Here is a 12,289-nt window from a genome sequence, read left to right on the forward strand (position 1 = left end):
GGAGACCCTGAGGGCGTGGTCGAGGTGCTCATCGTCGATGACCAGGGCCCGTTCCGCGCGGCGGCCAGGATGCTGGTGGGCCTGGTCGCGGGCTGGAACGTCGCCGGTGAGGCGGTGTCGGGGGAGGAGGCGGTCGCCCGGGTCGCCGAGGTCCGGCCGGAGATGGTCCTGATGGACATCAACCTGCCCGGCATCAACGGCATCGAGGCGACCAGGAGGATCGTGGACGCGCATCCCGGGATCGCGGTCGTGCTGGTGTCCACCTACGCGGCCGAGGACCTACCGCCGGAGGCGCGCACCTGCGGCGCCGCCGGATACATCCGCAAGGACCACCTGACGCCGTCCCGGCTGCGCGAACTGCTCCCCGCCGCATAGGACCCGGGCTCCGCGAATCCGCTCGGGCCGGAGCGTCGCCCCGGCCGCGTGAACCGCTCCGGCCCGGAACGCCGTCCCGGCCGCGCGAACCTGCTCCCGCCGTTCGGGACTGCCGCCCGGATCGTTCTCACGCCCGCCGTACCGGCCCGGTCAAGGGGATCTCCCCGCGGACCCGGGTGCCGGAGCCGGGGCCCGACTCCACGGTGAGCCCGCCGCCGACGGCCCCCAGCCGGTCCCGCATGTTGACGAACCCGTGCCCGTGCTCCCGCACGGTGAACCCGGCGCCGTCGTCGGCCACCTCGAAGCGCAGCGCGGAGTCCCCGGCCGACACCTCCACGGTGACGGCGGCGCCGTCGCCGGCGTACTTGCCCGCGTTCTGCATGGCCTCCAGGCAGCAGAAGTACACCGCGGCCTCGATCTCCTCGGAGTACCGGTCCGGCAGGTCCACCTCGACCGCGCACGGCAGCGGCGAACGCCTGGCCGCCGAGTTCAGCGCCTGACCGAGGCCGTGGTTGCGCAGCAGCGGCGGGTAGACGCCGTGGGCCAGCTCCCGTACCGCGGTGATGGTCTGCTGCACGTCCTCCCGCAGCTCCGCGAGGAGAGGCTTGACCAGGTCCGGGTCCTCCCCGGCCAGCTCGGCGGCCAGTCCCAGCTTCACCGACAGCGCCACCAGGTGCTGCTGGGCGCCGTCGTGCAGGTCCCGCTCGATGGAGCGGCGGGCCGCGTCGGCCGCGGTCACGATCCGCAGCCGGGAGGCCTGGAGCTCCTCGTTGCGCCGCCGCAGCTCCTCCAGGGACTCCTGGAGCGCCGAGTCCAGCCGCATGTTGTGCAGCGCCAGCCCGACCTGGCGGGCCAGCTCGACCAGGACCCGGTCGTCCTCCTCGGTGTACGGCAGGCCGTCACCGGGCCTGCGCACCACGATCAGCCCCAGCAGCTCGCCCAGATGGGACACCGGCGCCACCCTGACCGGCGCCTGCTGCGGGTGCTCCACCGGCAGCGCGGGCAGCCAGACCGCCAGCCAGCCGGCACCGGCCACCCGGGTCCTGCCCACCACCACCCGCTCCCGCTCGTCGAGCTCCAGCCGCTGCTGGGGCCGGTCCGGCACGCTCACCGTGCGGGTCAGGACGCCGCCGGCGCCCACCCACACCTCGGCTCCGGCCTGCCCCAGCGTCGCCCGCAGCGACTCCGCGAGCTGGAGCAGCAGCTCGTCGAACGGCACGGCGCGGCTCATCCGGGCGCCGAAGGTGGCCAGCAGCTCCTCGGGCGGCACCTCGGTCCGCCCGATCAGGGACTGCGCGGTGGCGGTCATCCGGGCCCGGAACGGCAGCGCGAGCACCGCCACCACCCCCGCGGCGGCCATGCCGGCCAGCAGCACGTCCCGCTCGCCGGCGTCCGGGACGCGGCCCAGCCCGATCACCGTCACCAGGTACACCGCGGCGACCATGACGGTGAACCCGGAGATCACGACCGCCTCGGTGAGCGCCCGATCCCCGGCCCGCGCGGTGGCCGGAAGACGGCCCAGCAGCACTCCCGCCGGGATCAGCGTCAGCGTCCCCAGCACCCACGGCAGCGGGTCGGCGGGCAGGCCCATCAGCACCTTCAGGGCGAGCACGACCGCGGTGGCCGCGCCCGCCAGCAGCGCGCAGGCCGCGGTCCACTGCAGCGCCGCGCGCTCCCGGGCGGAGGCGCGCGTGCAGCGCAGCGCCACCGCCAGGCCGGCCACGGCCGCGCAGCCCGCGAACGCCAGGCCGAACCGGAGCCCCGAGCCGGAGTCGCCGTCCCGCAGCGACAGCGCCGTCCAGACGGCGCCGCCCAGCAGCGCCGTACCCGCCGTCAGCCGCCGCCACGGCGTGCCCAGCCGTCCGTCGGGCAGCGCGAGCGCCAGGCAGAACCAGCCCCCGATCGCCACCGGGACCGCGGCGGTCCACACCGCCGTGGTCGCCTGGGCCGCCGCGAGCAGCCCCGCACCTCGCGCCGGGGCACGGTCACCGGGCCGCGGCGCCAGGACCAGCGCGACGACCGCCCAGGCCACGGCCAGCACGGCGGCCACCGCCGAGGCGGCGCTCATCACTCCGCCCCCGCCGTGCGGCCGGTCCCCGGATTCACGGTGCCCATCACTCCGCCTCCGTCGTGCGGCCGGTCCGCGAACTCACGGCTCATCACTCCGTTCTCAGCACGTCGCCGACCCTGAGCCGGGCCGCCGTGCGGCCGGGCCAGGCGGCGAGCAGGTTGGCCGTCGCGATCGCGGCCGGACCCACCAGCAGCAGCGCCCAGAAGGCCACCGGCGGCTGGTAGAACAGCGGCGCGTTGTCGGCGACGGTCCGCCACAGGGTGCGGCCGAGGGCCAGGCCGAGCGGGACGCCGAAGATCAGGCCGGTCAGGGCGATGAGGGTGGCCTGGACGACGACGATCCGGCGGGCCTGGCGGCGGGTCAGGCCCAGGGCGCGCATGACGGCCAGTTCACGGCGGCGGCGCCGTACGGCGGTGGCCAGGGCGTGGCCGACCGCGCCGACGGCCAGTGACGTCAGGAACCCGGCCAGCAGCACCGGCAGCACCTCCATCTCCCGGGCCTCGGCGAGTTCCTTCGGAGGTCGCACCGCCTCGAACGCGATCGGGAGCCCGAGCCGCGCGGCCTCCGCCCGGAACCGCGCGGTCACCGCCTCGGGATCGGCGCCCGGCCGCAGCGCGACCTGCGCCATGTGGAATTTGAAGGTGTCGAACAGGCCCTCCCACGCCCGGGCGGTCACGTACGCGCCCTCGTCGTAGTCGTTGTGCGAGCCGATCGGCACGAAGCCGATCCCGGTGACGGTGAACACGCGGGCTCTGCCGTCCTGGCCGGTGAGCGGCACCGTGCCGCCGACCTCGGCCCCCAGCAGGCGGGCCGTGCTCACCGCGAGCAGTACCTCGTGGTCGGCGGCCGGCATCCGGCCCTCGGTGAGGACCGTGCGGATCGACCGCCCCACCGGGGCGTAGGAGTACATGCCGACCGCGGTCCTCCCGGACTGCGCCACCGCGCTGCGGCCGTCGTTGACCCCGACGACGTCCCGGTCACCGGCGATCCGGGGCAGCACCCGGTCCGCGTCGACACCCCGGCCGCCGAACCCCAGGTAGGCGTTGACCTGGTGGGTCTGGCCGTAACGGGCCGGGTTGCGCCCGGCGTCGGAGACGCCGGCGGAGAAGGTGAGGGCGGCCAGCACGCCCAGCACGCCGACGACCGCGCCGAGCAGGGCGGGGCGGACCGGGACGGCACCGTGCCCGCGTTCCAGGGCGAAGCGGGCGCCGACCACGACCGGCACCGGCAGGCCGGCCCGGGTCGCCGCCGACGCCACCGCCGACGGCCGCGCCGCCGGACGCGAGCCGCGCAGGGCGATCCAGGCCGAGCCCACGGCGGCCAGGACGGCCAGGGCGACCACCACGAGCCACCCGGACGCCAGCACCGGCCAGTCGGCGTCCGGGCCCGGATGGGGTTCGCCGAGGGCGGCCATGCCGATCGGCATCCAGTTCGAGGCCGCGAACGCGCCCGCCAGGCCCAGCCCGGCGCCCGCGGCCGCGGCGATGACCGGGGCCGTCGCCGCGGTCGTCACAGCCTGCCGGGGGGTGAGCCCGGCCGCGCGCAGCACCCGCAGCTCGGCGACCGCGGCGGCGCAGTAGCGGGCGATCGACTGGCCGATCAGGATCATCGCCGCCGCCAGCGCGGCCAGCGCGAACGCCAGCAGCGACAGCGCCTCGAAGCCCAGCACCTGGTCGACGTGCTCCAGCTCCCGGTCCATGTCCCATACGTCGATGTCGTTGCGGCCGGTCGCCCGGGCGAGCTCCCGCTTGAACGCCGGGATGCCGTCCGTGCCGTCGTGCAGCCGGACCAGCGCGTTGACGTTCACGCTCTCCTCGGACCCCATGATGTTGGCGCGATACTTGGCGAACATGCCGTACGAGCCGAGGACGAAGCCCTCACCGCCCACCTGGTCGGAGAACCACGGGGACCGGACGACCCCGGTGATCACAGCCGGGAACCGGGGTCCGGCGGGCCGGACGGTCGCCGGGTTCTGCATGGGGTCGTCCGACTGTTGCGGGCCGGGCATCAGGACCGTCACCGTGTCGCCCACCTCCAGGCCCCACCGCTGCAGGAAGCGGGGTGAGGCGGCCAGCTCGTCGGCGCGGTCCACGCCGGGCAGGCGGCCCTGGAGCACCAGCGGCTTCTCGATGCTGTACCAGCTCTGGTCGTCGGCGATGGCCGGCAGCCAGTCGGTCACCGACCCGCCGGGGATGCCCTCTATGTAGAAACCCGACAGCGCGAACGTGGCCACCGCCTCCACCGTCGGCAGGGCGCGGACACGATCCCAGTCGAAGCCCGGCTGGTTGGGCAGCACCACGGCGTCGCCCGGCAGGGTCTCGGCGAGCAGCCGGTCCATCGAGGTCGCCCCGCGGCGGGCCCCCGCGACCGCCGCGAGCACGGTGGTGGTGGCCAGGGCGACCAGCAGGGCGAGCACGACCAGCGAGCGCCGGCGGCGGCGCAGTTCGAGACGGAGCCAGATCGCGGTCATCTCCTCGCTCCTCCGCGGGTCGGTGACGCGCGGCCGGATCGGGGACCGGGGCGCGCGGGGATCACGGGGTGTCGATCCTGCCGTCGCGCATCCGCAGGATGCGGGAGGCCCCCGAGGCCACCTCGGCCGAGTGGGTGACCATGACGATGGTCTGCCCGTCGTCGTGCAGCCGCCGGAACAGCTCCAGCACCTCCAGGCCGCCCTCGCTGTCCAGGGCGCCGGTGGGCTCGTCGGCCAGCAGCAGTGTCGGCCGGTTGACCAGGGCGCGGGCGATGGCGAGCCGCTGGCGCTGGCCCCCGGACAGCACCGCGGGCACCTGGTTGACGCGGTCGCCCAGGCCGAGCAGGTCCAGCAGGTCACGGGCCCTGGACTCGGCGGCCCGGCGGCGCATCCCGCCCAGCACGCCCGGCATGACCAGGTTGTCCAGTGCGGAGACCCCGTCCAGCAGGTTGAAGAACTGGAACACGAAGCCGATGTGGTGGCGGCGGAAGCGGGCAAGCCAGTCCTCGTCCCGGCCGTCCACCCGCTCCCCGGCCACCTCGACCTCGCCCTCGTCCACCCGGTCCAGCCCGGCGATGACGTTGAGCAGCGTCGACTTGCCGCAGCCGGAGGGACCGGTCACCGCGATGAACTCGCCCGCGGCCACCTCCAGGTCGAGCCCGCGCAGCGCGCGCACCGGCGCCAGTTCGGCGGTGAAGGTGCGCCGGACGCCGCGGACGCGGACCGTGGGGCCGGGCTCGGCCGGCTCAGCCGTCATCAGGTCCGGCCGGGTCGGTTCGGTGGTCATCGGGGGTCTCCGGAAGGTAGTAGGCGGTGACGGGGGTGGTGCGGCCCTTGACGAGACGGGAGCCGAGCGGTTCCCACGGCGGGGCGTCCCCGGCCGCCCGCCCCGCGCCGCCCACTCCCGGTTCAGCTCGCGCTGGCGCAGGTGCATGCCGGCGGCGGCCCGTACGGCGCGCGGGCCGTGGTCCTCCAGCGGGGCGGGGGCGCCGAACACGGCCATCACCGCGTCCCCGACGTACTGCATGACCGTGCCGCCGCAGCCGAGGATGGCCGCGTTCATGGCCCGCCGGTGCGCGTTGAGCTGACCGGCCAGCACGGCCGGGTCGGTGCGTTCGGCGACGGCCGAGTAGCCGCGCACGTCCGACATGAGCACGGTGACGACCGGCCGCTCGGTGTGCTCGCCCAGGCCGCTGCGGAGCCGTTCGGCCACGCCGCTGGGCAGCAGCCGGGACAGCTTCTCCCCGTGCTCCTCGCGCCGCAGGATCGCGGTGTGCAGCATGCGCAGCCGGCGCAGCGCGCTCTGCCGGCCCACGCCGGCGTCCCTGGCCAGGCCGGGGAAGAGCCGCTCGATCGCCGTGTTGACCGCCTCCGGCGGCTCGCCGCGGGCGGCGGCGATGCCCTCGTCCTGGAAGGTGGACGGCATCCGGATGTCGGTGACCAGGACCTGCGGGTGCAGCTCCACGGCCCGGGAGACCAGCTCGTCGTAGCCGGCCGCCACGCCGACCACGTCCAGGGCCGGGTCCCTGGACAGCAGCGCGCGCACCCCTTCGCGGACGACCAGGTTGTCGTCCGCGAGCAGCACCGTGATGCGTTCCACGGTCTGAATGTCCTCCCTCCGACATACCCGGCCAAGAGGGTCAGGCCCTACGGGCGAGGGGTGCTGGCACCCCCTGATCCGATGGGCAGCGCCCTTCGAGCCGGCCGGGCCGCGGCCTACCGTCGAGGCGAACCGAGCCGGAAAGGAGGCCGCGATGCGTATCGAATCCCGTGCGACGTCCCTGTCCTGGATTCCGTCCGAAGCGGTGAAGGGTTACACCCGGACGATGTCCGCCGCAGGAATCTCCCACTATGACTCCCCGCCGCCCGACGTGCTCGGCGATCTGGAGGAGATGCGCGACGCCGACGCCTTCCGGTTCGCCAACCGGATCCGCTCTGGTCCGGCGCTCCCGTCCGGCAGGGCGTTCCCGTCCGGCCCGGTGCGCGGGTGACCTCCCGGCGTTTGGATCTTGCCGGCCGGGGCAGCGGTCGGTTACCTCGGGACGGACGCTGCGGGAGGTCACCATGAAGAAGGGGCGAGGGAAGGTCGGCACGGTCGCGGTCGTCGCCCACCGGAAGAAGTCGCTCGGCGGCGGCCTGGACGAGCTGCGCAGGCTCGTGGCCGACCAGGGCGTCGAGGACCTGCTCTGGTACGAGGTCCCCAAGAGCAAGAAGGCGCCCAAGCAGGTGAGGAAGGCGCTCAAGGAGGGTGCCGACCTGGTCCTGGTGTGGGGCGGGGACGGCATGGTGCAGCGGTGCGTGGACGTGCTGGCGGGCTCGGGGACGCCGGTGGGGATCATCCCCGCCGGTACGGCCAACATGTTCGCCAGGAACCTCGGCATCCCCGAGGACCTGCCGGAGGCCGTGCGGATCGCCTTCCACGGCGAGGACCGCAGGCTCGACCTCGGCAGGGTCAACGGCGAGCACTTCGCGGTGATGGCCGGGATCGGGTTCGACGCGGAGATGATCAAGGACGCGGACCGGGGGCTGAAGGACCGGATGGGCCGGGCGGCCTACTTCTGGACCGGGCTGCGGCACGTCCGCGGCGAGCTCGTCACGACGAAGATCAAGGTCGACGGGACACCCTGGTTCGAAGGCGAGGCCAGCTGCGTGCTGTTCGGCAACGTCGGCACGATCACCGGCGGCATCGAGGCCTTCGACGACGCCCGCCCCGACGACGGCTGGCTGGAGGTCGGCGTCACCACGGCCAGCGGTCCCATCCAGTGGGCCCGCACGCTCGGCCGGATGAGCGTGAGCCGCTCCGACTCCTCGCCGTTCGTGCGGATGACCCGCGCCAGGAAGGTCACCGTCAAGCTGGGCAGGCCCATGTCCTACGAGCTGGACGGCGGCGCGAAGGGCACCGTCAGCAAGCTGACCGCCGAGGTCGTCCCCGGCGGCCTCATCCTGCGCGCCCCCGAGCCGGTCGCCTCCGGGCGCGAGGGGGAACCGGCGGCGGAGGGAGAGACCGCGGCGAACGGCAGGCGTGCCGGCGACCGGTCCGCCGACGGGGTGCCCGCCGGAAAGAACCGGTGAGTAGGGTGATCTCCACAAGCTTCGCCTGACCCGGGAAGTGGTGGACGCCATGGGCACGGACCGCTGGAGCGAGGACGACGTCCCCGAGCAGAAGGGGAGGATCGCGGTGGTCACCGGTGCCAACTCCGGCATCGGCCTGGAGACCGCCCGGGTGCTCGCCGCCAGGGGCGCCACGGTGGTCATCGCCTGCCGCGACACGGCCAGGGCCGAGCGCGCGGCCGATCTCATCGGCTACCCGGTCGAGGTGCTCCGGCTCGACCTGGCCTCACTCGACTCGGTACGGCAGGCGGCGCAGGAGCTGCGCGACCGCCATGACCGCCTCGACCTGCTGATCAACAACGCCGGGGTGATGGTGCCGCCCCTGACCCGCACCGCGGACGGCTTCGAGCTGCAGTTCGGCACCAACCACCTGGGCCACTTCGCCTTCACCGGGCTGCTGCTCGACCTGCTGCTGCCGGTGCCGGGCTCCCGGGTCGTCACCGTCGCCAGCATGGCCCACCACCGGGGCCGCATCGACTTCGACGACCTGCACTCCGAGCGGTCCTACGACCGGGTCGCCGCCTACGGCCGCTCGAAGCTGGCCAACCTGCTGTTCACCTACGAGCTCCAGCGCCGCCTGTCCGCCGCCGGGGCGCAGACGGCCGCGCTGGCCGCCCACCCCGGGGTGGCCCCGACCGAGCTGGCCCGCCACCTGCCCGGGGTGCTGCGCTTCCTCAACGACACCGCGGGCAGGCTCGTGCTCCAGCGCCCCGAGATGGGCGCCCTGGCGACCCTGCGGGCGGCCACCGACCCGCGGGCCGAGGGCGGCTCCTACTACGGCCCGTCCGGCCTGGGCGGGATGCGCGGCCACCCGGGCCGGGTCCGCTCCAACGCCCGTTCCCACGACGCCGCCGTCCAGGTCCGCCTGTGGGAGGAGTCCGAGCGCCTGACCGGGGTCGTCTATCCGGTGTGACGCGCTCAGCTCGCTAGCACGGTCGGCCCGCTCAGAGCTTCGTGACCGTCATCTGCAGCTCGGTGACCCAGTCCCGCGGGTTCTCGGGGCAGTCGAGATAGACCTCGCGGGCCAGGCCGACCGGGCGATAGCCGTTCTCCTCGATCCAGTGGGCCAGGACCTGGAAGGTCGGGCCGACCTCCTCCATCGGGCCGCGGTGGACGATCGTGGCGGCCGTCTCTATCGCGGGCAGGTCCACGATCTCGACGTCGAGCCCCTCCCCGGGCGCCGCGGCGACCTGCATGCCGGCGTGCACGACGACCTTGCCGTCGTCGCCGGGCTCGTAGCAGGCGACGCCCGGACCGGTGATCTCGATCCCGGCGCGCTCCAGCCGCGCGCACAGCTCCGGGTAGAGCGGTTGGATGACCGGGCCGATGTCCTCGCCGTCGTAGCTGGCCGCGACCGCGGTGAGCTCCGCGACGCGGACCGGGGCGACACGCTTGACCATGACCTCTTCCGTGCTCATGCGCCCTTCCCTCTCGATCGTCCGGAGCCTCGCCTCGACCCGGAGCAGCCGTGCGGCGTCGGCCGCGATCCGCTCCTCCAGCTCCGCGCGGCGCAGCCGTACCATGCCGTGCAACTCCTCGGCGCTCACCCTCTCGTCGAGGATCGAGGCCACCTGCCGCAGGGTGAAGCCGAGGTCCTTCAGAGCGATGATGCGGTTGAGCCGCGCGAGCTGGGCGGCCTGGTAGAACCGGTAGCCGCTGGCCGGGTCGACGTGGGCCGGCCGGAGCAACCCGAGCGCGTCATAGTGACGCAGCATCCGGATCGACACGCGGCCGAGCTGGGCGAAGTCTCCGATGCTGAACATGGTGCCTTCAGAGGTAGGGCCTCACACGGTGTCAGGGTCAACGCCGCCGGGGGACGGCTTCACGGCCGATCCTGCCGCAGGATCGGCCTCAGCGCAGGGCCCTGGCGTACAGGCGGGCGAAGGCGTGCTGCAGGAGCACCGGGGCGGGACCCGCGATCCGGGTGTACCACCGGCCGGGACGGCTGTAGGCGTGGACGGTGAACCACACCCGCCCGCCGGAGTCGCGCTCCAGCAGGAAGCCCTCCTCCCCGCTCTCCGGATGCCCGGACAGGGTGCCGTAGCCGAACCCGGCGCGGTCCTCCTCCTCCAGCGCCCACACCACCCGGCAGGGCGCGGCGATCCGCAGCGGTCCCAGGCCCATGCGCGAGACCACGGTCACCCCCTCGGCCGCCCTGGGCGCGGAGGCGACGGGGCGCAGGCCGCATGCGGCGTGCGCCCGCCACGTCAGCAGTGTCCCGGCGGCACGCTCCAGGCTCTCCCCGCGGCCGATGAGCCGCCGGTGGCGCAACCGCCGGTAGCCGGGCGGGACGACGCCGGTCCGGAACTCCTCGGTGTCCGGATGGGTGAGGCCGACGTCGGGATAGCTGAAGGCGGCGTCGTGATAGCGCTGCAGGAGGTCCATCGTGCTCCTCGTCGGTGAAGGGGGGAGTGCGGGGCCGGTCCCCGGCCGCGGTTCCCCGGATCCGGTCACAGCGGCTCGGGGCGGAGCCTGAGCCGGGCGGCGATCGCGCACAGGGCGAACCCGAGGGCGTTGGCCAGGCCGTGGGTGGCGATCATCCAGTTCAGCGGCGGATGGGGCAGGCCGGCCGCCTGGCCCAGCGCCCAGCTCATGGCCAGCAGCATCGAGATCACCAGGACCGCGGACGCCACGGTGAGCAGGACGGCGTTCAGCCGGTCGTGGCCGCCCCGCCGCACCTCGGCCATCGTCAGCAGGCTCACCAGCCACATACCCGTGGTGAGCACCGCCGCACCGGCCAGCTCGGCCCAGTCGCCCGCGAAGTAGCCGCCGAGCACCAGCAGCGTCCCGCCGGGCACGCTGAGCGCCGCCGCGCGCGAGAGCGGCCCGTCCCCGGCGGCGCGGCAGGTCAGCCCCGCGACGAGCGCGGCGGCGAAGCCGGCGAAGTGGAAGTGGGCGACGGTGAGCGCCAGGATCTTCAGCGAGAAGCCCCACAACGGGTGTCCCGCGCGCTCGGCGACCAGGGCGACGGCGCCGACGGCGGGGGTGACCATCGCGGTGAGGACGGCGACCTCCACGGGGGCGGGCAGGCGCCGCGCCGGAGCGTGCGGGGCGGGGGAGCGGGACGGGCCCGCGGAGCCGGGGCCGGAGACGGGGACGGGGAGGGAGGCGTGGCGGGTCCGCAGACGGATCGGGGCCTGTACGGCGAGGCACACGGTGGCGAGCGCGTAGACCGAGGCCGCGGCGGCCGCCAAGGGACCGCGCTCCAGCCACAGGGAGGCCGCGCCCGGCAGCGCGCCGGCCCACCACACCGGCGGCAGCCAAGGCGGAACGCGGAGCAGGCGCAGACCGGCCGGGACCACCACGAGCATCCCGATCGTCAGAACCGCGTCGAGCAGGGGACGCATGGCGCCCTCCAATTTTTGAACACGTTCAAATCCTGACTCCCCCACGGTAGCACCCGGCCGGAATAACCGGTTGGCGGGCGGGCGCGGCGGGGGGAGCATGGCGGGCATGTCACTGCGTTTCCATGAGATCGCCGAGAGCGGTCATCGCATCCTCAACCCGTTCACCGACGACAAGCTCGCCCTGCTCGGTGAGGTCGCCCGCCTCCGGTCCGGCATGCGGCTGCTCGACCTGGGCTGCGGTAAGGGGGAGATGCTCTGCCAGTGGTCGCGGGCCCACGGGATCGAGGGGGTCGGGATCGACATCAGCGAGGTCTTCCTCGACGGCGCCAGGGCCAGGGCCGCGGAGCTCGGGGTGAGCGGGCGGGTGCGCTTCGAGCACGGGGACGCCGGCGCCCACCGCGCCGAGCCGGGCTCCTTCGACGTGGTGTCCTGCCTCGGGGTGACGTGGATCGGCGGCGGCCTGGAGGGCACCGTCAAGCTGATGCTCCCCGCGCTCAAGGACGACGGGATCCTCCTCGTCGGCGAGCCGTACTGGATCTCCGAGCCCCCGGCGCAGGCCCACGAGGCCTTCGGCTTCGCGCCGGAGGAGTTCGTCTCGCTGGCCGGGACCTTCGACCGGTTCGAGGCGACCGGGACCGAGGTGCTGGAGATGGTCCTGGCCGACCGGGACAGCTGGGACCGCTACGCCGCCAGCCAGTGGTGGACCCTGAGCGACTGGCTGCGCGCCAACCCCGGCGATCCCGACGTCGCGGAGGTCCGCGCGTTCCTGGAGAGCTCGCGCCGCTTCCACGTGGAGTACGGCAGGCGGTATCTCGGCTGGGGCGTCTTCGTGGTGCGCCGTCGTTGACGGTTACCGGCGGCTAGAAATATGTTCTAGAAAGCCATTCTGGAACGACCGCCGACCTCCCGGAGGCA

At 74.2% G+C, this 12,289-nt stretch carries 11 protein-coding genes; 5 read left to right on the forward strand and 6 right to left on the reverse strand.

Annotation, left to right across the window (positions count from 1 at the left end):
* Window positions 1–15: 15 nt before the first annotated feature.
* Window positions 16–375 (forward strand): response regulator, encoded by a 360-nt coding sequence (locus tag Pta02_RS11710; RefSeq protein WP_203874790.1) that lies wholly within the window; start codon window positions 16–18, stop codon window positions 373–375.
* A 127-nt stretch (window positions 376–502) separates the two neighbouring features.
* Here the strand turns inward: Pta02_RS11710 and Pta02_RS11715 are convergent, their stop codons facing one another.
* From Pta02_RS11715 to Pta02_RS11725, 3 genes are all read right to left on the reverse strand, one after another.
* Window positions 503–2,443 (reverse strand): sensor histidine kinase, encoded by a 1,941-nt coding sequence (locus tag Pta02_RS11715; protein WP_203874791.1) that lies wholly within the window; start codon window positions 2,441–2,443, stop codon window positions 503–505.
* Window positions 2,444–2,534: 91 nt separating this feature from the next.
* On the reverse strand, window positions 2,535–4,916 hold the full coding sequence (locus tag Pta02_RS11720; protein ID WP_203874792.1) for an ABC transporter permease: 2,382 nt from the start codon (window positions 4,914–4,916) through the stop codon (window positions 2,535–2,537).
* Window positions 4,917–4,977: 61 nt separating this feature from the next.
* The gene (locus Pta02_RS11725) at window positions 4,978–6,516 is read right to left on the reverse strand and encodes an ATP-binding cassette domain-containing protein (RefSeq protein ID WP_203874793.1); all 1,539 of its coding nucleotides are present in this window, start codon (window positions 6,514–6,516) and stop codon (window positions 4,978–4,980) included.
* A 154-nt stretch (window positions 6,517–6,670) separates the two neighbouring features.
* On the opposite strand from Pta02_RS11725, the gene Pta02_RS11730 reads away from it, so the two are divergent.
* From Pta02_RS11730 to Pta02_RS11740, 3 genes are all read left to right on the forward strand, one after another.
* On the forward strand, window positions 6,671–6,907 hold the full coding sequence (locus tag Pta02_RS11730) for a hypothetical protein (RefSeq protein WP_203874794.1): 237 nt from the start codon (window positions 6,671–6,673) through the stop codon (window positions 6,905–6,907).
* 73 nt (window positions 6,908–6,980) lie between these two features.
* The gene (locus Pta02_RS11735; RefSeq protein ID WP_203874795.1) at window positions 6,981–7,988 is read left to right on the forward strand and encodes a diacylglycerol/lipid kinase family protein; all 1,008 of its coding nucleotides are present in this window, start codon (window positions 6,981–6,983) and stop codon (window positions 7,986–7,988) included.
* A 49-nt stretch (window positions 7,989–8,037) separates the two neighbouring features.
* Complete coding sequence (locus Pta02_RS11740) at window positions 8,038–8,940, forward strand: oxidoreductase (RefSeq protein ID WP_203874796.1); 903 nt, start codon at window positions 8,038–8,040, stop codon at window positions 8,938–8,940.
* Window positions 8,941–8,971: 31 nt separating this feature from the next.
* Here Pta02_RS11740 and Pta02_RS11745 read toward each other — a convergent pair whose 3' ends face one another.
* The 3 genes from Pta02_RS11745 to Pta02_RS11755 form a co-directional block, all read right to left on the reverse strand.
* On the reverse strand, window positions 8,972–9,790 hold the full coding sequence (locus Pta02_RS11745) for a MerR family transcriptional regulator (RefSeq protein ID WP_203874797.1): 819 nt from the start codon (window positions 9,788–9,790) through the stop codon (window positions 8,972–8,974).
* 88 nt (window positions 9,791–9,878) lie between these two features.
* Window positions 9,879–10,412: a DUF1990 domain-containing protein gene (locus tag Pta02_RS11750; RefSeq protein ID WP_203874798.1), complete on the reverse strand. Its 534-nt coding sequence runs from the start codon at window positions 10,410–10,412 to the stop codon at window positions 9,879–9,881.
* Window positions 10,413–10,477: 65 nt separating this feature from the next.
* Window positions 10,478–11,374 carry a YndJ family protein gene (locus Pta02_RS11755; RefSeq protein ID WP_203874799.1) on the reverse strand — a complete coding sequence of 299 codons (897 nt, stop codon included), beginning with the start codon at window positions 11,372–11,374 and terminating at the stop codon, window positions 10,478–10,480.
* A gap of 106 nt (window positions 11,375–11,480) precedes the next feature.
* Between Pta02_RS11755 and Pta02_RS11760 the strand changes: the two genes are divergently transcribed.
* On the forward strand, window positions 11,481–12,221 hold the full coding sequence (locus Pta02_RS11760) for an SAM-dependent methyltransferase (RefSeq protein WP_239130293.1): 741 nt from the start codon (window positions 11,481–11,483) through the stop codon (window positions 12,219–12,221).
* The last annotated feature ends 68 nt before the right edge of the window (window positions 12,222–12,289 follow it).

The organism is Paraplanobispora takensis, from assembly GCF_016863195.1.
Taxonomy (GTDB): Bacteria; Actinomycetota; Actinomycetes; order Streptosporangiales; family Streptosporangiaceae; genus Planobispora; species Planobispora takensis.

What these genes read in the sequence shown, in the direction of transcription:
- Pta02_RS11715 (WP_203874791.1), bottom strand. Translation starts at nt 2,443, where the DNA reads ATGAGCGCCGCCTCGGCGGTGGCCGCCGTGCTGGCCGTGGCCTGGGCG.
- Pta02_RS11720 (WP_203874792.1), bottom strand. Translation starts at nt 4,916, where the DNA reads ATGACCGCGATCTGGCTCCGTCTCGAACTGCGCCGCCGCCGGCGCTCG.
- Pta02_RS11730 (WP_203874794.1), top strand. Translation starts at nt 6,671, where the DNA reads ATGCGTATCGAATCCCGTGCGACGTCCCTGTCCTGGATTCCGTCCGAA.
- Pta02_RS11735 (WP_203874795.1), top strand. Translation starts at nt 6,981, where the DNA reads ATGAAGAAGGGGCGAGGGAAGGTCGGCACGGTCGCGGTCGTCGCCCAC.
- Pta02_RS11740 (WP_203874796.1), top strand. Translation starts at nt 8,038, where the DNA reads ATGGGCACGGACCGCTGGAGCGAGGACGACGTCCCCGAGCAGAAGGGG.
- Pta02_RS11745 (WP_203874797.1), bottom strand. Translation starts at nt 9,790, where the DNA reads ATGTTCAGCATCGGAGACTTCGCCCAGCTCGGCCGCGTGTCGATCCGG.
- Pta02_RS11750 (WP_203874798.1), bottom strand. Translation starts at nt 10,412, where the DNA reads ATGGACCTCCTGCAGCGCTATCACGACGCCGCCTTCAGCTATCCCGAC.
- Pta02_RS11755 (WP_203874799.1), bottom strand. Translation starts at nt 11,374, where the DNA reads ATGCGTCCCCTGCTCGACGCGGTTCTGACGATCGGGATGCTCGTGGTG.
- Pta02_RS11760 (WP_239130293.1), top strand. Translation starts at nt 11,481, where the DNA reads ATGTCACTGCGTTTCCATGAGATCGCCGAGAGCGGTCATCGCATCCTC.